This is a genomic window from Chryseobacterium nepalense (assembly GCF_023195755.1).
Lineage (GTDB): Bacteria > Bacteroidota > Bacteroidia > Flavobacteriales > Weeksellaceae > Chryseobacterium > Chryseobacterium nepalense.
Map to the genome: position 1 here is coordinate 687441 of NZ_CP096203.1, position 17144 is coordinate 704584.

General features: G+C 37.9%; 12 protein-coding genes. 7 read left to right on the forward strand and 5 right to left on the reverse strand.

What is annotated here, in order from left to right:
* Positions 1–94 precede the first annotated feature (94 nt).
* From uvrA to M0D58_RS02870, 5 genes are all read left to right on the forward strand, one after another.
* Positions 95–2926: an excinuclease ABC subunit UvrA gene (gene uvrA / locus M0D58_RS02850; RefSeq protein ID WP_248393505.1), complete on the forward strand. Its 2832-nt coding sequence runs from the start codon at positions 95–97 to the stop codon at positions 2924–2926.
* An 827-nt stretch (positions 2927–3753) separates the two neighbouring features.
* Complete coding sequence (locus M0D58_RS02855; RefSeq protein WP_248393506.1) at positions 3754–4158, forward strand: hypothetical protein; 405 nt, start codon at positions 3754–3756, stop codon at positions 4156–4158.
* Positions 4159–4284: 126 nt separating this feature from the next.
* Positions 4285–5160: a GTPase Era gene (era, locus tag M0D58_RS02860; protein WP_072882662.1), complete on the forward strand. Its 876-nt coding sequence runs from the start codon at positions 4285–4287 to the stop codon at positions 5158–5160.
* Between the two features lie 67 nt (positions 5161–5227).
* On the forward strand, positions 5228–5659 hold the full coding sequence (locus M0D58_RS02865) for a DoxX family protein (protein WP_248393507.1): 432 nt from the start codon (positions 5228–5230) through the stop codon (positions 5657–5659).
* Between the two features lie 108 nt (positions 5660–5767).
* On the forward strand, positions 5768–8170 hold the full coding sequence (locus M0D58_RS02870; RefSeq protein ID WP_248393508.1) for an alpha/beta hydrolase family protein: 2403 nt from the start codon (positions 5768–5770) through the stop codon (positions 8168–8170).
* A 244-nt stretch (positions 8171–8414) separates the two neighbouring features.
* Here the strand turns inward: M0D58_RS02870 and M0D58_RS02875 are convergent, their stop codons facing one another.
* Positions 8415–9104 (reverse strand): HAD family hydrolase, encoded by a 690-nt coding sequence (locus M0D58_RS02875; RefSeq protein WP_428037177.1) that lies wholly within the window; start codon positions 9102–9104, stop codon positions 8415–8417.
* Positions 9105–9188: 84 nt separating this feature from the next.
* On the opposite strand from M0D58_RS02875, the gene M0D58_RS02880 reads away from it, so the two are divergent.
* Both M0D58_RS02880 and M0D58_RS02885 read left to right on the forward strand, forming a co-directional pair.
* On the forward strand, positions 9189–9767 hold the full coding sequence (locus tag M0D58_RS02880) for a Crp/Fnr family transcriptional regulator (RefSeq protein ID WP_248395006.1): 579 nt from the start codon (positions 9189–9191) through the stop codon (positions 9765–9767).
* A gap of 51 nt (positions 9768–9818) precedes the next feature.
* Entirely contained in the window at positions 9819–10322 is a 504-nt protein-coding gene (locus tag M0D58_RS02885) for a GNAT family N-acetyltransferase (protein ID WP_248393510.1), read from the forward strand.
* Here M0D58_RS02885 and M0D58_RS02890 read toward each other — a convergent pair whose 3' ends face one another.
* The 4 genes from M0D58_RS02890 to M0D58_RS02905 all read right to left on the reverse strand — a co-directional run bounded on the left by M0D58_RS02890 (position 10323) and on the right by M0D58_RS02905 (position 17131).
* Positions 10323–12722: a ligase-associated DNA damage response DEXH box helicase gene (locus M0D58_RS02890; RefSeq protein WP_248395007.1), complete on the reverse strand. Its 2400-nt coding sequence runs from the start codon at positions 12720–12722 to the stop codon at positions 10323–10325.
* 234 nt (positions 12723–12956) lie between these two features.
* Positions 12957–14537 (reverse strand): ATP-dependent DNA ligase, encoded by a 1581-nt coding sequence (locus M0D58_RS02895; protein ID WP_248393511.1) that lies wholly within the window; start codon positions 14535–14537, stop codon positions 12957–12959.
* 30 nt (positions 14538–14567) lie between these two features.
* Positions 14568–15584, reverse strand: coding sequence for a ligase-associated DNA damage response exonuclease (locus tag M0D58_RS02900; RefSeq protein ID WP_248393512.1), 1017 nt, complete (start codon positions 15582–15584; stop codon positions 14568–14570).
* Between the two features lie 44 nt (positions 15585–15628).
* Entirely contained in the window at positions 15629–17131 is a 1503-nt protein-coding gene (locus M0D58_RS02905) for an aminotransferase-like domain-containing protein (protein ID WP_248393513.1), read from the reverse strand.
* Between the last annotated feature and the right edge of the window lie 13 nt (positions 17132–17144).

A 17144-nucleotide genomic window follows, 5' to 3' on the forward strand; every position in this document is an offset into this window, starting at 1 on the left:
AAGGATCAATATTCTAACGTTTTTTAACACAGAAAATTCCATAAAATTCCGTAATTTTGCACATCGTGATTTTCATGTAAAATCACACCAAATTATGAGTAAATCAACAGAATATATAGAAGTTTACGGTGCGCGCGAGCACAACCTGAAAAACATCAATGTCAAAATTCCCCGAAACGAACTTGTTGTGATTACCGGTCTTTCAGGAAGCGGGAAATCATCGCTGGCTTTTGATACGATTTTTGCAGAAGGCCAACGCCGCTATATCGAAACATTCTCGGCCTATGCAAGACAATTTCTTGGAGGGCTCGAACGTCCTGATGTTGACAAAATTGAAGGGCTCTCTCCGGTAATTGCCATCGAACAGAAAACGACGAACAAAAACCCGCGTTCAACTGTAGGAACCGTAACGGAATTGTATGATTTCCTGCGTCTCCTTTTTGCCAGAGTTTCGGATGCCTACTCCCAAACCACCGGAAAAAAACTGGTAAGCTACACCGAAGAGCAGATTCTCGAAACCATCAAAGAAAATTATAAAGGCGAAAAGATCATGCTGATGGCTCCTGTCGTAAGAGCCAGAAAAGGTCATTATCATGAGCTTTTCGTACAGATGGCAAAAAAAGGATATGGACAGGCAAGAATTGACGGTGAATTGCAGGACATTGAATATGATTTAAAACTTGACCGTTATAAAACCCACGATATCGATATTGTGATCGACCGCTGGATTATCGGGGAAAGTGCCTCGGAAAACAGAATGGAAAAATCCCTGCGTACGGCAATGGAAATGGGAGAAGGCCTTATCGGAATCCAAAAGCTGGGAAGTACCGATATTGAGTATTTCTCTAAAAATTTAATGGATGCCGAAACCGGTCATTCACTCGCTTTACCGGAACCGAATACCTTTTCGTTCAACTCGCCGAAAGGAAGCTGTCCAACCTGTAAAGGACTGGGAACCATTAAAAAAATCAACACTGATTATTTTATTGAAAATCCTAAATTATCAATCAACCAGGGAGGTTTACTGCCTTTGGAAGATCTTAAATCCAATAAATGGATTCTTTCCCAGATCAAAAATATTCTTGAAATCTTCGGGTTGGGAATGACCACTCCCATGAAAGACATTCCGGCAGAAGCATTGGATTATATGTATAACGGCTGTCATAAAGAGTTTAACAAAGACCTGAAATACGCCGGAATTACGAAAAAAATTAAAATAAGCTTTGATGGTCTTATTGCCTTTATGGAAGAAATCATAGAAGACAGGGAATCTTACGAAGCGATACTTCTTGAAAGACATTTCACAACAGAAGAAACATGCCCTGAATGTAAAGGAACACGTCTGCAGCCTTCAAGCCTCAGCTTTAAGATTGACGGAAAAAATATTGCTGAAGTTAATGCTTTAAGCCTTATTGATTTAAAAGAATGGCTGGCCGATGTTAAAGATAAATTTTCCGAAAAAAATGCAATTATTGCCCACGAAATATTAAAAGAGATCGAAACAAGACTTCAGTTTCTGCTGGATGTCGGGTTGGATTATTTAAGCTTGAGCAGAAGTTCCAGAACACTTTCCGGAGGAGAATCCCAGAGGATTCGTTTGGCAACACAGATCGGATCGCAGCTGGTGAATGTTCTTTATATTTTGGATGAACCAAGTATCGGACTCCACCAGAGAGACAACGAACGATTAATCAATTCCCTGAAAAACCTTCGTGATATCGGAAATTCCGTATTGGTTGTGGAGCACGACAAAGATATGATCCTGGAAGCCGATGAGGTACTGGATATCGGTCCGAGAGCCGGAAAATTCGGAGGCGAAATTCTTTGGCAGGGAAAACCCAAAGATCTGTTGAAAGCAGATACGATCACCGCACAGTACATCAACGGAAAAAGAAAGATCGAAATTCCCGAAGAACGACGTAAAGGGAACGGTAAAAATATCGTGTTGAAGGGTGCAACCGGAAATAACCTTAAAAACGTTACCCTTAATGTTCCTTTAGGAAAGCTGGTGGTGGTTACCGGAATCTCAGGAAGCGGAAAATCATCCCTGATCAACGGAACTTTATATCCGATTCTGAACCGGCATTTTTACAGAGCTGTTCAGGAACCTTTGCCGTACAAAAAAATTGAAGGTCTTGAAAACATCGATAAAATTGTGGATGTAGACCAGACCCCGATCGGAAGAACGCCGCGTTCCAATCCTGCAACCTACACCGGAATGTTCACCGACATCCGAAATCTTTTTGCAGAATTGCCTGAAAGTAAAATCCGTGGATACAAACCCGGAAGATTCTCTTTCAATGTAAAAGGCGGAAGATGTGAAACCTGTCAGGGAGGCGGATTAAAGGTGATTGAAATGAATTTCCTGCCGGATGTTTATGTTCATTGCGAAACCTGCAACGGAAAGCGATTCAACAGGGAAACTTTAGAGGTTCGTTACAAAGGAAAATCGATTTCCGATGTGCTGGATATGACGATTGATGAGGCGGTGGAATTTTTCCAGCCGATTCCAAAAATTTATTCCAGAGTGAAAACCTTACATGATGTAGGTTTAGGGTATATCACATTGGGACAGCAGTCAACGACGTTAAGTGGAGGAGAGGCACAGCGTATTAAATTAGCTACGGAACTTGCGAAAAGACAAACCGGAAATACACTATACATTCTGGATGAACCAACCACCGGACTTCATTTTGAAGACGTAAAAATCCTGATGGATGCGATTAATCAGCTGGTGGAATTAGGAAATTCCTTCATCATTATTGAACACAACATGGATGTCATCAAAATGGCAGACCACATCATCGACGTTGGTCCGGAAGGCGGAAAACACGGCGGACAGATCGTGGCCCAGGGAACACCCGAGGAAATCGTGAAGTCGAAGAAGAGTCTGACAGGGAAGTTTTTGAAGAGGGAGTTAGAATAGGGAAATATTAAATTAATTATAAAGGAATTTGTGAATGCAGATTCCTTTTTTTATTTTTATAACAATCTAATACCATGAAAAAACTAATTATTTCCAACTTTATTTTTCTGATAATACTCAATACCTTTTTTATTGCAAAAGAGTTTATGATGCCATCTTATTTGGATTCACGATTTGAAGATTTTACATATACAAAAGTTGAAACTGAAGGTACATTTGGTTATGGCTTATTGAGAATCTCAGTTTGGTGGCCCATTTATTTTTTATTGTTGTCTTTAATAAGTGCTTATATTTTAAAATGTTTAAAGCTTATATTAAAAAAAGTATGGCTGTTGTTGCTTTTGGTATCCTTTCAGATTTTCCTATGCTATTGGATCAATAGATTAATCTTCACAAATATTTTCGGTTTTTTTCAGATTGAAAATATATTACTTTCTGTCTTTTCCATATGTATTTTCTGGTATTTTGTAATAAGGAAAAATCCCAATTAATAATTCAGCTTAACAATCATCTGGAAATTGGTCGTAAAATCGAAGAAAAGCTACAATAAATTTTTACAGAAAACCATAGGTAACACTTTGTCAAAGATTTTAACTTTGACAAACTTTACCCCTAAAATTTAATAGTTTTTAAATTTTTTCATCTCGAAATTAACTCCCAATATTAAATTTTCAATTATTTTAAAATTTTAAAATACTGACAATCAATAATTTAATTTCCAATGTTAACTCAATGTTAACTGTATGTAAAATTAATATGAATTTTTTTATATATCTTTGGTAAAGAGTTAGTAGAAAATTTAAAACAACCCTTAAAACCAACGAGTTATGAAAAATAAAATTCAGATAGTAATCGCTTCTTTTTTAGTTTGTGGATTGGTAACCTTAATGAATACGGCAAAAGCGCAGGCAACCAATAATAATACCATTCAGGAAGTACAGTTGAATAAAGCCGATGCATTCAGCGAAATAAGAAATCTTCTGATGGATAATTTCGATTTTACCAATTCCGATTACAAGCAGGGAATTGTAAATTCTGAAGTGAAATTTGACATCGCCGAAAACGGAAAGATTGTTAATGTTCACTCCAAAGGCGACTGTAAAAACGTAAGCAGAGAAATCGAAAACGTATTGAGCAAGCTACAATACAGAATAGACAGCAGAAAATTAAACGAAAATATGATCGCTTCTACCTATGTAATGCCGGTAAGAGTGGATATCAACAACAGATAAAAGTATATATTTAATTGAAAAAGCCCCCGGAATTAAAGTATTTTCGGGGGCTTATTATTTTAAATCCCGAGAATAGGCCGAAAGACCAGATTTGTTTTATTAACTTTGCAGTTCAATATAATTTTTATGCACAAAGCAGGATTTGTAAATATCGTCGGGAAACCGAATGCCGGAAAATCAACCTTACTCAATCAGTTGATGGGCGAGAAGCTGGCCATTGTTACCCAGAAAGCACAGACAACACGCCACAGAATTTTTGGAATTTATAATGAAGAAGATTTGCAGATCGTATTTTCCGATACGCCGGGAGTTCTTGACCCAAAATATGGCTTGCAGGAAAAAATGATGGATTTTGTAAAAGATTCCCTTCAGGATGCAGACGTATTCCTGTTCATCGTTGATGTTACCGACAAAGCAGAGCCTTCAGAATTTTTAATTGATAAACTGAATAAAATTCCCGTACCGGTCCTTCTATTGTTGAATAAAGTGGATCAGACCAATCAGGAGGGACTTGAAAAGCTGGTTGAAACATGGCATGAACGAATTCCTAAAGCCGAGATTCTGCCGATTTCCGCACTGAATGCTTTTAACACCGATATTATTTTACCGAAACTGAAATCATTGCTTCCGGAAAATCCCCCGTATTACGACAAAGATCAATATACCGACAAACCGGAACGGTTTTTCGTAAATGAAGCCATCCGTGAAAAAATCTTACTGAATTACGATAAAGAAATTCCCTATTCGGTAGAAGTGGTAACGGAGCAGTTCAAGGAAAAAGAAGGAATTATTTTCATCGATTCTATTATTTATGTAGAACGGGATACCCAGAAAGGCATTGTGATCGGACATAAAGGCGAGGCTATTAAAAAGGTAGGAACAGAATCAAGGCTGGATCTGGAAAAATTTTTCAATAAAAAAATTCACCTTAACCTTTTTGTAAAGGTGAAAAAAGACTGGAGAAAAAATGACAGGGATCTGAAAAACTTCGGTTACCGATAGACTAAAAACTGCTGAAAAGCCGTTATATAAGAAGATTTTTCGTTATCTTTAATTAAATTTTAACTTAATGAACTATTTGAACACGACAAATTCTAATACAGTTTTTAAAGATATTATTTTATTGGTAGTGAGAGTTTTTATCGGTTTCGCGATGCTGTCTCATGGATTTCCCAAGCTTCAGATGCTTCTGGATGGCGGAAAGATTGAATTCTTCGATTTTCTGGGAATGGGACCAACCGTATCTTTAGTTCTTACTGTTTTCGCAGAATTTGCATGTTCCATACTTCTTATTTTAGGATTATTTACAAGAGTTGCCTTGGGATTTTTAATATTTACGATGATCATCGCAGCATTTGTGGTTCATGGAGCAGATCCTTTTGAAAAACGGGAAATGAGTCTTATTTATCTTTCATTATATCTTTTGCTCATTGCTTTCGGACCCGGAAAATTCTCTGTAGATCATATGATCGAAAAAAGAAAAAGAGCCACCGAGTGGTAATCACAATACAGGCAGCAATTTTTTTGCTGCTTTTTTTATTTCGTTTCAATAAACGGAAAGAGACTCAGGTTAACATAAAATTCATTAAATTCGTCAAAAAGAGAATTAATGAAGATAAAGTTAACCATCTGCCTTCTTGCGTTTCTTAATTTCTACCAGGCGCAGGAAAACATCAGTTACCAAAAGCCATCTGCCGAAATTTTAAAGCTGGCAGACTATGAAAGACCTCCGAGTGTCTTAATGAACAGCAAAAAAGACTGGATTGTTTTTAGTTACCGCCCGACTTATAAAACCCTTGAAGATCTTAGCCAGCAGGAAATGAAACTTGGCGGACTCAGAATAAATCCGGTGAATAATATTTCAAGCTCAGCTACCTATATTAATAATTTAAAAGTTCGAAAGCTGAATGATAAAACGGAAGTTCAGGTTAAAAACTTACCCCAGAATCCCAAAATTGCTTACACTTCATTTTCCCCGGACGAAAAATCTTTTGCATTTACCAATACCACTAACAAAGGTGTTGAGCTCTGGATCGTCGATCTTGAGACTGCAACGGCAAGAAAAATTACTTCGGACAACCTGAACGCCAATCTGGGAAGTCCTTATACCTGGAATAAAGATTCAAAAAATTTATTGCTAAAAGTTCTTCCCCAAAATAGGCCAGCACTGATTGATTCCAGTAAAGATCTTCCGACAGGACCTATTGTTTCAACTTCTGATGGCAAGGTTTCACAAAACAGAACGTATCAGGATCTGCTTAAAAACCCTCAGGATGAAAAGAATTTTGAAATTCTTACCGCTTCCGAAATCTATAATACAGATCTTCAGGGAAATCTTAAGAAAATTAAAGATCAGGATATGTACACCGGCCTGAGCTATTCTCCGGACGGAAATTACCTGATGGCCACAACCATTAAAAAACCATTTTCTTATATTGTTCCCCTAAGCCGTTTTCCGATGACAACAACGGTTTACGATATCAATGGAAATGTTGTAAAAGTGGTTAATGAAATTCCTTTGAATGAGATTATGCCGAAAGGTTTTTCATCCGTAAGAATGGGAAAAAGAGATATGGGATGGAGAAGTGATATGCCTGCAACCCTTGTTTATGCTGAAGCGCTGGACGGCGGGGATCAGTCAAAACCGGCAGATTTCAGGGATGAAATTTTTACCTGGGAAGCTCCTTTCAGCAATGCCCCGAAATCATTCTTCAAAACAAAACAAAGATATGAAGGAACCAGCTGGACCAACGACCATTATGCTATTGTTTCAGAAGGCTGGTATGATACCCGAAGTACAAAATCTTATCTGATTGACCTGAATAACGGAGAATCTAAAGTAATTGACGACAGAAATTATCAGGATGTTTACAATGATCCGGGAAATTTTAACACCACCAAAAACCAATACGGAAGATATGTGGTTGATATGAAAGGAGGGAAGTCCTACCTTATTGGTGCAGGATTTGCCAAAGACGGACAGCACCCGTTTCTGGATGAGATGGATATGAAGACTTTAAAAAAGAAGAGACTTTACACCTACAATCTTAAAAATGCAAAAGAAGAAATCATCGATATTTTGAATCCTTCAAAAGGGGAGATTTTGACAACCCAACAGTCGTCAAGCCAATATCCGAACTATTACAAAAAAAATATAAAATCCAATAAAGCAGAACCGGTAACCCAGTTTGCCAATCCGTTTGAAAGCATAAAAGATGTTTATAAGGAAGTCATTACATACAAAAGAAATGATGGAGTAACATTAACAGGAACCCTTTATCTTCCTGCAGGTTATGACAGAAAGGCAAAGACCGAAAAACTTCCGTTGCTGATCTGGGCTTATCCTACGGAATATAAAGACAAAAATACCGCAGGCCAGAATACCCAAAATCCGAATGATTTCACTTTCCCGTATTACGGATCTTTCGTATACTGGACGACCAAAGGCTACGCTGTTTTGGATGACGCTGCATTCCCGATTATCGGGGAAGGAAAAACAGAACCGAACGACACTTTCATTCCGCAGTTGGTTGCCAATGCTGAAGCAGCCATTAATGCTGTTGATCAGCTCGGATACATCGACCGTAAAAAAGTTGCGGTGGGAGGACATTCTTACGGAGCCTTCATGACAGCCAACCTTTTGACACATTCCAGTCTTTTTGCCTGTGGAATTGCAAGAAGTGGTGCGTATAATCGTACATTGACACCTTTCGGATTTCAGAGCGAGCAGAGAAATTATTGGGATGTTCCGGAAATTTATAATACGATGTCACCATTTATGAATGCCGACAAAATGAAAACACCATTACTATTGGTTCACGGTGATGCCGATAACAATCCCGGGACATTTACCCTTCAGACGGAACGGTATTTCCAGGCATTGAAAAATCTTGGCGCACCTGTAAAAATGGTTCTTCTTCCCAAGGAAGCTCACGGATATGTTGCGAAAGAAAACATTCTGCATTTGCTTTGGGAGCAGGATCAGTTTCTGGAGAAATGCCTCAAGAAATAATTTTTGAAAGTTTTTATATAAATATAATGTCCCTAAAGTTTTCGGTTTTAGGGACATTTTATTTATTTTAACCGCAAAAGTAACAAAAGTTTTAATACTATATTCAAAGCTTATCAGTACGAATGTAAAAAAGAGTGCATAAGCTCAAAAATCTTTGATTTTTTATTCTTTTGAAAACTTTATTAATAAAGAGCATCTATGAAATAGCTTTTGCATCTTTTGTGGTTATATTACAAAGTTTAATTTAAAAATAATCCAAAATCTCACGGATATTTTTAAGCTCCATAAAATGTTCAGATCCTGGCTTATGCTTATGCTGCTCGTGCGTCCAGGTAAGATGGTAAGGAATATGAGCAGCATAGCCACCTGTTTCCAGCACCGGTACAATATCGGATTTTATTGAATTTCCTACCATCAGAAAATGTTCGGGCTTACAATCCAGATGCCGGATCAGTTTCTGATAATCGCTCGTTTTTTTGTCACTCATAATTTCAATATGATGAAAATAATCCTGCAGTCCTGATTTCTTAAGCTTTCGTTCCTGATCCAGCAGATCACCTTTTGTAGCAACTACTAATCGATACCGCTCTTTTAACTGATCTAATGTTTCGGCGACACCGTCCAGAAGTTCAACAGGCTTCTGTAAAAGATCGTGTCCTATTTCAATGATTTTCCCAGCTAGTGATCTGTAACTTATTTCATTCGAGAGTTTCCCTGCCGTTTGCATCATACACAGCATAAAACCTTTTACCCCATAACCATAGAGATGAAGATTCTTCATTTCAGTAGTAAATAATTCTTCAGAAACCGTCTTATTGGGCAGTTTATCTTTAAAAAGTTCACAAAAGGCCATTTCGGCTTCATGGAAATACGTTTCATTTACCCACAGGGTATCATCGGCATCAAAAGCAATCGTATGGACAGAATTCATAATACGTTAAAATTAGATTTTGTAATTTTCCGCTCCAAAATTCAGAAATAAATATCAACCAAAAAAGGACATTTGTCCCGGATTATCATGCTGAGAACGAATCAACCATTTTTAGATTATCTGGAAACGCTTTATCAGAAGCAGCCGGAAAAGGAAAATATTATTATAAAATCTTACACCAAAGGAGAAAGATTACTTACACAGAATGAAACTTCCACAAAAATAATGCTTATCAGAAGCGGCATTACCAAGTGCTATTTTATAGAAGAAAATGACAAAGAGTATATTGTTGAATTTTTGGGTAAAGGAGAAATTATCGGTGAGATTGAAGTCATTAAAAATGTTCCTTGTCTTTGCTCCATTGAAGCGATAACGGAAGTTACCGTGTATGCAATGTCGATCCCGTATTTTAAAGATCTGCTTAAAAATGATTTGGGTCTTAATAATTTTCTGCTGGATGTTTTTGCGGAGCGTATCGTTAATACTTCAAGCAGGGCATCGTATCAGCAGCTTCATACAACGGAACATACACTCAATCAGTTTCTGGAATTAAAATCTAAAGAAATGGAAATTTCAAAAGAAGATATGGCTGCTTATCTGGGAATCAGCGTCAGAAGCTTAAACCGAAGCCTTAAAGAACTGAAAGATCCCGACGCCGAAGAATAATCATATAAAAAAAAATCTTCATGTATATTTGCAGATAAATGCTGCCGTCCTATGGAAGAATTAACCTTTAGAAATGCTACCCTTGAAGATTTACCGAAAATTGTAGAAATCTACAATTCTACCATTCCTTCCCGAATGGTGACTGCCGATACCGAAAATATTTCTGTAGAAAGCAGAATACATTGGTTTTATGAGCATAATCCTGAAACCCGTCCGCTCTGGATGGTTGAAGATATAGCAAAAAATATTTTAGGTTGGGTAAGTTTTTCTTCATTTTACGGAAGACCGGCTTATAACGGAACGGTGGAGGTCAGCATTTATATGGATGAAAACTGTCGCGGAAAAGGATTCGGTAAAAAAGTTCTGCAATATTGTATTGATAATGCCGGAAAATTCGGGGTAAAAACCTTGCTGGGGTTTATTTTTCTTCATAACGAACCGAGTCTGAAGCTTTTCAGACATTTCGGTTTTGAAGACTGGGGAACATTTCCTAATGTTGCCGTATTGGATGGCATAGAACGAACACTGGTCATTCTCGGCAAAAGAATAGGATAATTACCTGATTTTTTTTGCCTGATCTACCAACCTTTTGATTCTGGAATCTAAATCTTCACTTGACAGGGTCTGACGGAGACTGTCTACTTTTATCGGGAAACTCAGCGGGGTAAAAGAATTGGCAAATTTCAGGATAACTTTTGATTTTTCAATTCTTTTAAATGCTTCTACAAGCCTCTGTTCCTGAAGCTGCATATTGAAGACTTCCGTGTAGGCCTGTCTTACAAGGAAATGTTCCGGATCGTAATCTTCAAGCACTTTAAAAATGAGACCTGCGGAACTTTGTAAAGATTTATTCGAACGCTGCTGTCCCGGGAAATTCTGAATCACCATTCCTGAAATTACCGCAATATCCCGAAATTTACGTCTAGCCATTTCTGCAGCATTGATACTAGAAATAACATCCGTCATTAAATTATCACGGGTTAGAATTTGTTCTAAATTATCTTCATTCAACGGAATTTGTTTATCACTGAATAATTCAAAACCATAATCATTCATCGCCATGGAAAATGAAATCGGAGCCAGTTTTGAAATACGGTACGCAATGAGTGCAGCCATTACTTCATGAACAAGCCTTCCTTCAAAAGGATACATGAACAAATGATAACCTTCACGGTTTTTAATTAACTCTACCAAAAATTCATTTTCTTCCGGAATGTGAGAACGTTCTTCCTGGTTAGCCAGAAGAGGATGCAGAAACTTTAATTCTTTTTCAGAAGATTTAGGATTAAGAGCTCCTGAAAGCTTTTCTCTTAAAAACTGCCCGAGATTGGAACTTAAAGGCAATCTTCCGCCCAGATAACTCGGAGCAAAAGCCTTTCCTTTGGAAGCCCGTACGAAAACCGTCATGTCTTTAATCATAGCAACTTCCAAAACGCGCCCGGCAAGAATGAATTTATCTTCTTTTTTTAATCTTGAGATAAAATACTCTTCCACCATACCGATATAACCGCCGGAAATAAATTTTACTTTCAGCATAGCATCACTTACAATGACGCCCATATTCATCCGGTGAAGCATGGAAATTCTTCGTGAAGTTACTTTATACAAACCTGTTTCATCAATAACTACTTTATGAAATTCTTCATAGCTTTTCAGTGCCTTTCCGCCGATGGTTAAAAAATCGAGAATATTTTTCCATTCCTCATCCGTCATTTGCTGAAATGCAAAAGTTTCTTTGATCTGCGGATATATATCCTGTGGATAAAATCCGTCACCAATCGCCAGCGTCATCAGGAATTGTACCAATACATCAAAACACAGAACCTGAGGATCACGAGGCTCAATTACGTTATTTTTTACAGCTTCTTTCAATGCTGAAACCTCAATTAGTTCTAAGGAATGGGTCGGAACGCAATAGATTTTGGAAGTTTCGAAAGGGGAGTGGCCACTTCGTCCGGCCCGCTGCAGAAATCTTGCAACTCCTTTTGCAGAACCAATCTGGATAACCGTATCTACCGGTTTAAAATCGATTCCTAAATCTAAAGATGAGGTGGATACCACCGCTTTCAGTTTTCCGTTGCTGAGGTTTTCTTCAATCCAGATTCTCAGATGAGCATCAATCGAACTGTGATGAATGGCAATCTGTCCCGCAAAATCAGGATAAGCATCCAGCAAAAGCTGATACCACATTTCGCTCTGGCTTCTGGTGTTGGTAAAAACAATCGTTGAATTGGAATTCAGGATAATCGGAACCACCTTATCCGCAAGTTTATGCCCGAGATGTCCAGCCCACGGAAGAATTTCCACTTCGTCCGGAAATACGGAGAGAATATCAATTTTCTTTTTCTCCTTCGCCGTAATTTTTGCTTTTTTGACATTATAAGGAATCAGCACTTCCATGGCTTCATCCAGATTACCGATGGTAGCTGTAATTCCCCAAATTTTAAGTTTCGGAACATATTTTCTCAGCTGTGATATTCCGAGCTCAACCATTACGCCGCGCTTGGAACCGAGGAGTTCATGCCATTCATCAATCACGATGGTCTGTAAATCCTGAAAAAACCGCTGATGTTTCTTTTGTCCGAGAAGCAAATGAAGGCTTTCGGGTGTTGCAACCAGAATTTCAGGCATGTTTTTAACCTGCTGCTGACGAACTTTTGGGTCGGTATCTCCATTTCTTACACCGACTGCCCAATCCAATCCGATTTCCTCAATAGCTTCCTGCATCGCTTTGGCAATATCTTTAGAAAGTGAGCGAAGAGGCGTGATCCAGATCATTTTCAGGCCTTTTCCATATTTTTCAGGCCGATTGAGAAAGTCTGAAATTAATGCTAAAAAGACCGAATAGGTTTTTCCGAAACCTGTTGGCGCAACAACCATTCCGCTGTACCCATTCCCGAATTTTTTCCAGGTTTCAATCTGAAACCTGAAAGGGGAAATGTTTTTATAAGTCATCCATTGCTGAATGACTTTGAATCCGTTGGTATTTTCGAATGTTGTCAATTTTTTTTATTTTGTTTAAACGCTATGATAGTTAAAAAAGTTTTTTTTGCAGAGGCTGAACGACATTCGTAAAATTTTAGTTTATGTTCAATAAGTAAAAGCTGAAAATCCTGGCTAAGTGAAACGCCTTTGCGAACGAAAATATTCTGATATTTAAAATAAGCTTGCGTTCATAGCGTTTAAAAATCACTGTATTAATTTTTTAATTTCTTCCAGGTCGTCAATTTCATCAACCTTTTTATCTTTACGCCATCTCAGAATCCTTGGAAATCTTAAAGCCACACCACTTTTATGTCGATTGCTGAACCCGATTCCTTCAAAAGCAATTTCAAAAACAAGTTCAGGTTTTACTGTTCTTACCGGCCCGAATTTCTCAATGGCATTTTTATTGACAAACTTGCTGACTTCCATAATTTCTTTATCCGTAAGACCTGAATAGGCTTTTGCAATGGTTACCAGCTTGTCTTCATTTTTTACGGCAAACGTATAATCGGTGTAATACGCGCTTCTTCTTCCGCTTCCTTTCTGGGCATAAATCAAAACTGCATCAATTGTCAGCGGGCTGATTTTCCATTTCCACCAGTCGCCTTTTTTTCTGCCGGAATGATATAGTGAATTTTTCTGTTTCAGCATTAGACCCTCACTGTTGATGTCTCTAGAATTTTCCCGGATACTGTTTAATTCATCCCAGTTTTCGAATTCTATAACTTCTGAAATTTTAATATGTTCCGGATTTTCATTCAGCAATAATTCTTCCAGCATAGCTCTTCTTGCAGAGATCGGTTTTTCCCGTAAATCATTATTTTCAAGTTCCAGAAGATCGTACGCAAATACCTGAATCGGAATTTCGGAAAGCATTTTTTTAGTTAAAGTTTTTCTATTTAACCTTTTCTGCAACTCATTAAAATTTAAAACTTTATCATCTTTCACTGCAAGTATTTCTCCATCTATAACAAAATCACCTTTCATGCTCTGAACTACTTCTCTTATTTCAGGAAATTGATCGGTAACCAGTTCTTCACCTCTGGACCAGATAAACACTTCATCATTTCTGCGAATGATCTGTCCGCGGATTCCGTCCCATTTGTATTCAATGAGCCATTCATCAGGTTTTCCCAATTCTTCCAGATCTTTCTCTAACGGATAGGCAAGACAGAAAGGATAAGGCTTGGAATTATCGGGATTGATATTTTCTGCGGAAATCAACTCGCGAAAGGAGACCTCATCAGGCTGCCATTTTCCCATCAGGCTGTGCATTAACGTGCTTGATTCCTGGTGGGAAAATTTCGTTAAAGCATTAATGAGTGTTTTATCGGAAACTCCAATCCGGAAGCTTCCGCCTAATAATTTATTAAAGATCAGACGTTCTGTATAGTCAAGTCCGTTCCATGAGTTGAGAACAAATTGTTTTTTTTCCTGATCGGTTTTATTTTTCAGATTAATAATTTCATTCATCCAATCGGATAACGAGCGGTCTATTTTTTCCTCCGGCGGAGGCAGAATCAATGAAATTGTTTCCCCCAGATCTCCCACAGAAGAGTAACTTTCCTGAAAAAGCCAGAATGGCAGCCTGGTAATTTCCAGTGCCCATTCTTTCATATAATTTGTGTTGACATTCCGCTTTGGTCTTTTACCGGTAAACAGGGCTATAAACCAAACTTTATCTTCATCAGGCGCACGTTCCAGATAATCAATGATGGCATCGATTTTTGCATTGGTTTTATTGGTGCTTTCCAAGACGTTAATAAGCTCTGCGAAATGTTTCATTTTTTATTTATTGTAACAAACCTTGAAGGTTTAATTTTCTATGACTTCTTTTTCTTTTTCTTCCTCATCATCATCTCCGTATAATGTTTCTACGACATCCGATTTAATTCCGATTTCATTCAGATATTTGGAAAAGACTTCGGTTTGCCCGTGTGTCACGTGTACAAGTTCAGCTTCGGTAGCTTTTATAGCCTGCAAAAGTCCTTTCCAGTCGGCGTGATCACTCATTGCGAAACCTGCATCCGCACTTCGCCATCTTCTGGCTCCGCGCACCTGCATCCATCCGGAACAGATTGCTGTTGCCGCATTCGGAATTTTTTTAATGACATTCGAATCCAATAAAGCAGGCGGTACAATGACGATTTCATCCTGAAGATGCTTTACACTTTCCCTGAAATCCGGAATTTCATAATCAGGAAGATCAATTCCTACGGTTTCAAAAGCTTCATTCAATTTTCCTATGGAATAATGAACGTGTATTTTTCCCAGTCCTTCAACCGCTTTCATAATTCGCTGGGCTTTCCCCAAAGAATAACCGATAAATACGGAAGTTTTCTGATTTTCTTTATTCCTGAGAACCCAGCTTTGAAGTTTTTTATTCAGATCATCTATCTCCAGCCAATTATAAATGGGAAGTCCGAAAGTACTTTCGGTAACAAATTCATTACACCGTACCAATTCAAACGGAGTACTCAATCCGTCATCCTGAACTTTATAATCTCCGGAAATCACACTTACGTATCCTTTATATTCCAATCTGATCTGTGCGGAACCGATGATATGACCGGCAGGATGAAGAGAAACTTTTACGCCATTGATATTGATCACTTCACCATATTCTACACTCTGACATTCTATATCTTCACTGATTCTTTTATACAAAATCGGCTTTGTGAAGTGATGACAAAGGTATTTTTTCATTCCCCATCTTGCGTGGTCTGCATGTCCGTGTGTGATTACCGCAAGATCAACAGGTCTCCACGGATCAATATAGAATTTACCCTGCGGACAATAAATCCCTTTGTTTGTAAATGTAATTAATTTCAATGGTGTAAAGATTTAGAAACCTATATTCAAAAATCCAACCAAAATCAGATGTACTTACTTTTATCTTCTATTAACATACTTTTTGTATTCACTGAAAGAATTTCAACCGCTTTTTCCATCTCATTAGTACTGAAATTTCCGAAACCGAGACGCATTGCCGTGAGATTGCAGTTTTGATAGAGCAGGGTTTTAGGAATAAACAGATTATTTTGGGCACATTTTTTTGATAGCAGCATGAGATTTAGCGGGTTTTTCCATTCTGCCCAGAAAGCAAGTCCGCCGGAAGGTATTTTAAAATCAATATATTCATCCAGATGATGTTTAAGCAAAGCAGCAAAATGATCCCTCCGTTCTTTATAGATTTTCAGGGACTTTTTGAGATAACGGTTAATTTCTCCTTCGGCAATCATTTCCCCAAGAACATGTTCCATTAAAATATCGCCCTGCCTGTCGATGATACCGAGATATTTTCTCATTTCGGTCATCACATTTTCCGGAGCTACAATAAAACCTGTACGAAATCCCGGAGCCAAAAGTTTCCCGAATGAGCCAATGTAAACAACCATTCCTGCTGTATCTGCGCTTGCCAACGGAAGAATAGGACTTTTATCATAATGAAAATCATAATCATAATCATCTTCCAGGATTATAAAACCGTACTCCTGAGAAAGATTTAAAAGCTCAAGCCTTCGTTTGGCACTCAATGTAACCGTAGTAGGATAATGGTGATGAGGCGTGAGATACAACATCCTGATTTTTTGTTTTTCACAAATCTTCCGGACTTCTTCCACATTGATCCCCTCTTCATCAATAGAAACTGTCCGGATATTAACGCCGGTCCGTTGAAAGATCATATTGACAGAGAAGTAGCTCAATTCCCCTACCAAAACCGTATCTCCCTGAGACAATAGTATCTCGGAAACAATATACATGCTCATTTCGGTGCTTCTTGTAATAAGGAGATTATTTTTTGAGATTGCCAATCCTCTTGATAAATTTAAATATTGCGAAAGATGTTGTTTAAAAAATTCACTTCCATCAGAATTGTATTGTCCGATCTTGTGTGCTTTTCTCTTTAAAATAGAACTGTAAATCCCGGAATACTGATCTACCTGCGTAAGTCGGATATCAGGAATTCCATCATTAAAAATATAGTCGCATTCAGAATGTTCAAAGGGATTATCCAGAATATTGGAAGTTTTAAAAGAGAATCCGGTTTGTTTAGGATAATTTTCAAGTTGATTTTGTCTGACAGGTTGTATTTTCGAACTATTCTGTTCTTTTCCTATCACAAATGTTCCTTTATTGGGGAAGCTTTCTATCCAGCCCTGAGCAAGCAGCTCATCATAAACGGAAATAATTGTATTTCGGTGGACCTCCAGAAGATTACTGAGCGTTCTTGTTCCGGGAAGCTTGGTTCCGTATGGAAGAAATCCCCGCTGAATAGCATTGATCAGCTGATTGCAAATCTGAATATAAACAGAAACATCAGATGATCTGTTTATTGCTATAAAACTTTGATAAGGAATTAAAACCGGACTACTCATTATCTTAAAACTG

Excerpts from the sequence above, each read along its gene's own strand:
- M0D58_RS02885 (WP_248393510.1), top strand. The coding sequence starts at position 9,819 with ATGGAAGAATTAACCTTTAGAAATGCTACCCTTGAAGATTTACCGAAA.
- M0D58_RS02895 (WP_248393511.1), bottom strand. The coding sequence starts at position 14,537 with ATGAAACATTTCGCAGAGCTTATTAACGTCTTGGAAAGCACCAATAAA.
- M0D58_RS02865 (WP_248393507.1), top strand. The coding sequence starts at position 5,228 with ATGAACTATTTGAACACGACAAATTCTAATACAGTTTTTAAAGATATT.
- M0D58_RS02880 (WP_248395006.1), top strand. The coding sequence starts at position 9,189 with ATGCTGAGAACGAATCAACCATTTTTAGATTATCTGGAAACGCTTTAT.
- M0D58_RS02890 (WP_248395007.1), bottom strand. The coding sequence starts at position 12,722 with ATGACTTATAAAAACATTTCCCCTTTCAGGTTTCAGATTGAAACCTGG.
- uvrA (WP_248393505.1), top strand. The coding sequence starts at position 95 with ATGAGTAAATCAACAGAATATATAGAAGTTTACGGTGCGCGCGAGCAC.
- M0D58_RS02855 (WP_248393506.1), top strand. The coding sequence starts at position 3,754 with ATGAAAAATAAAATTCAGATAGTAATCGCTTCTTTTTTAGTTTGTGGA.
- M0D58_RS02905 (WP_248393513.1), bottom strand. The coding sequence starts at position 17,131 with ATGAGTAGTCCGGTTTTAATTCCTTATCAAAGTTTTATAGCAATAAAC.
- M0D58_RS02870 (WP_248393508.1), top strand. The coding sequence starts at position 5,768 with ATGAAGATAAAGTTAACCATCTGCCTTCTTGCGTTTCTTAATTTCTAC.
- era (WP_072882662.1), top strand. The coding sequence starts at position 4,285 with ATGCACAAAGCAGGATTTGTAAATATCGTCGGGAAACCGAATGCCGGA.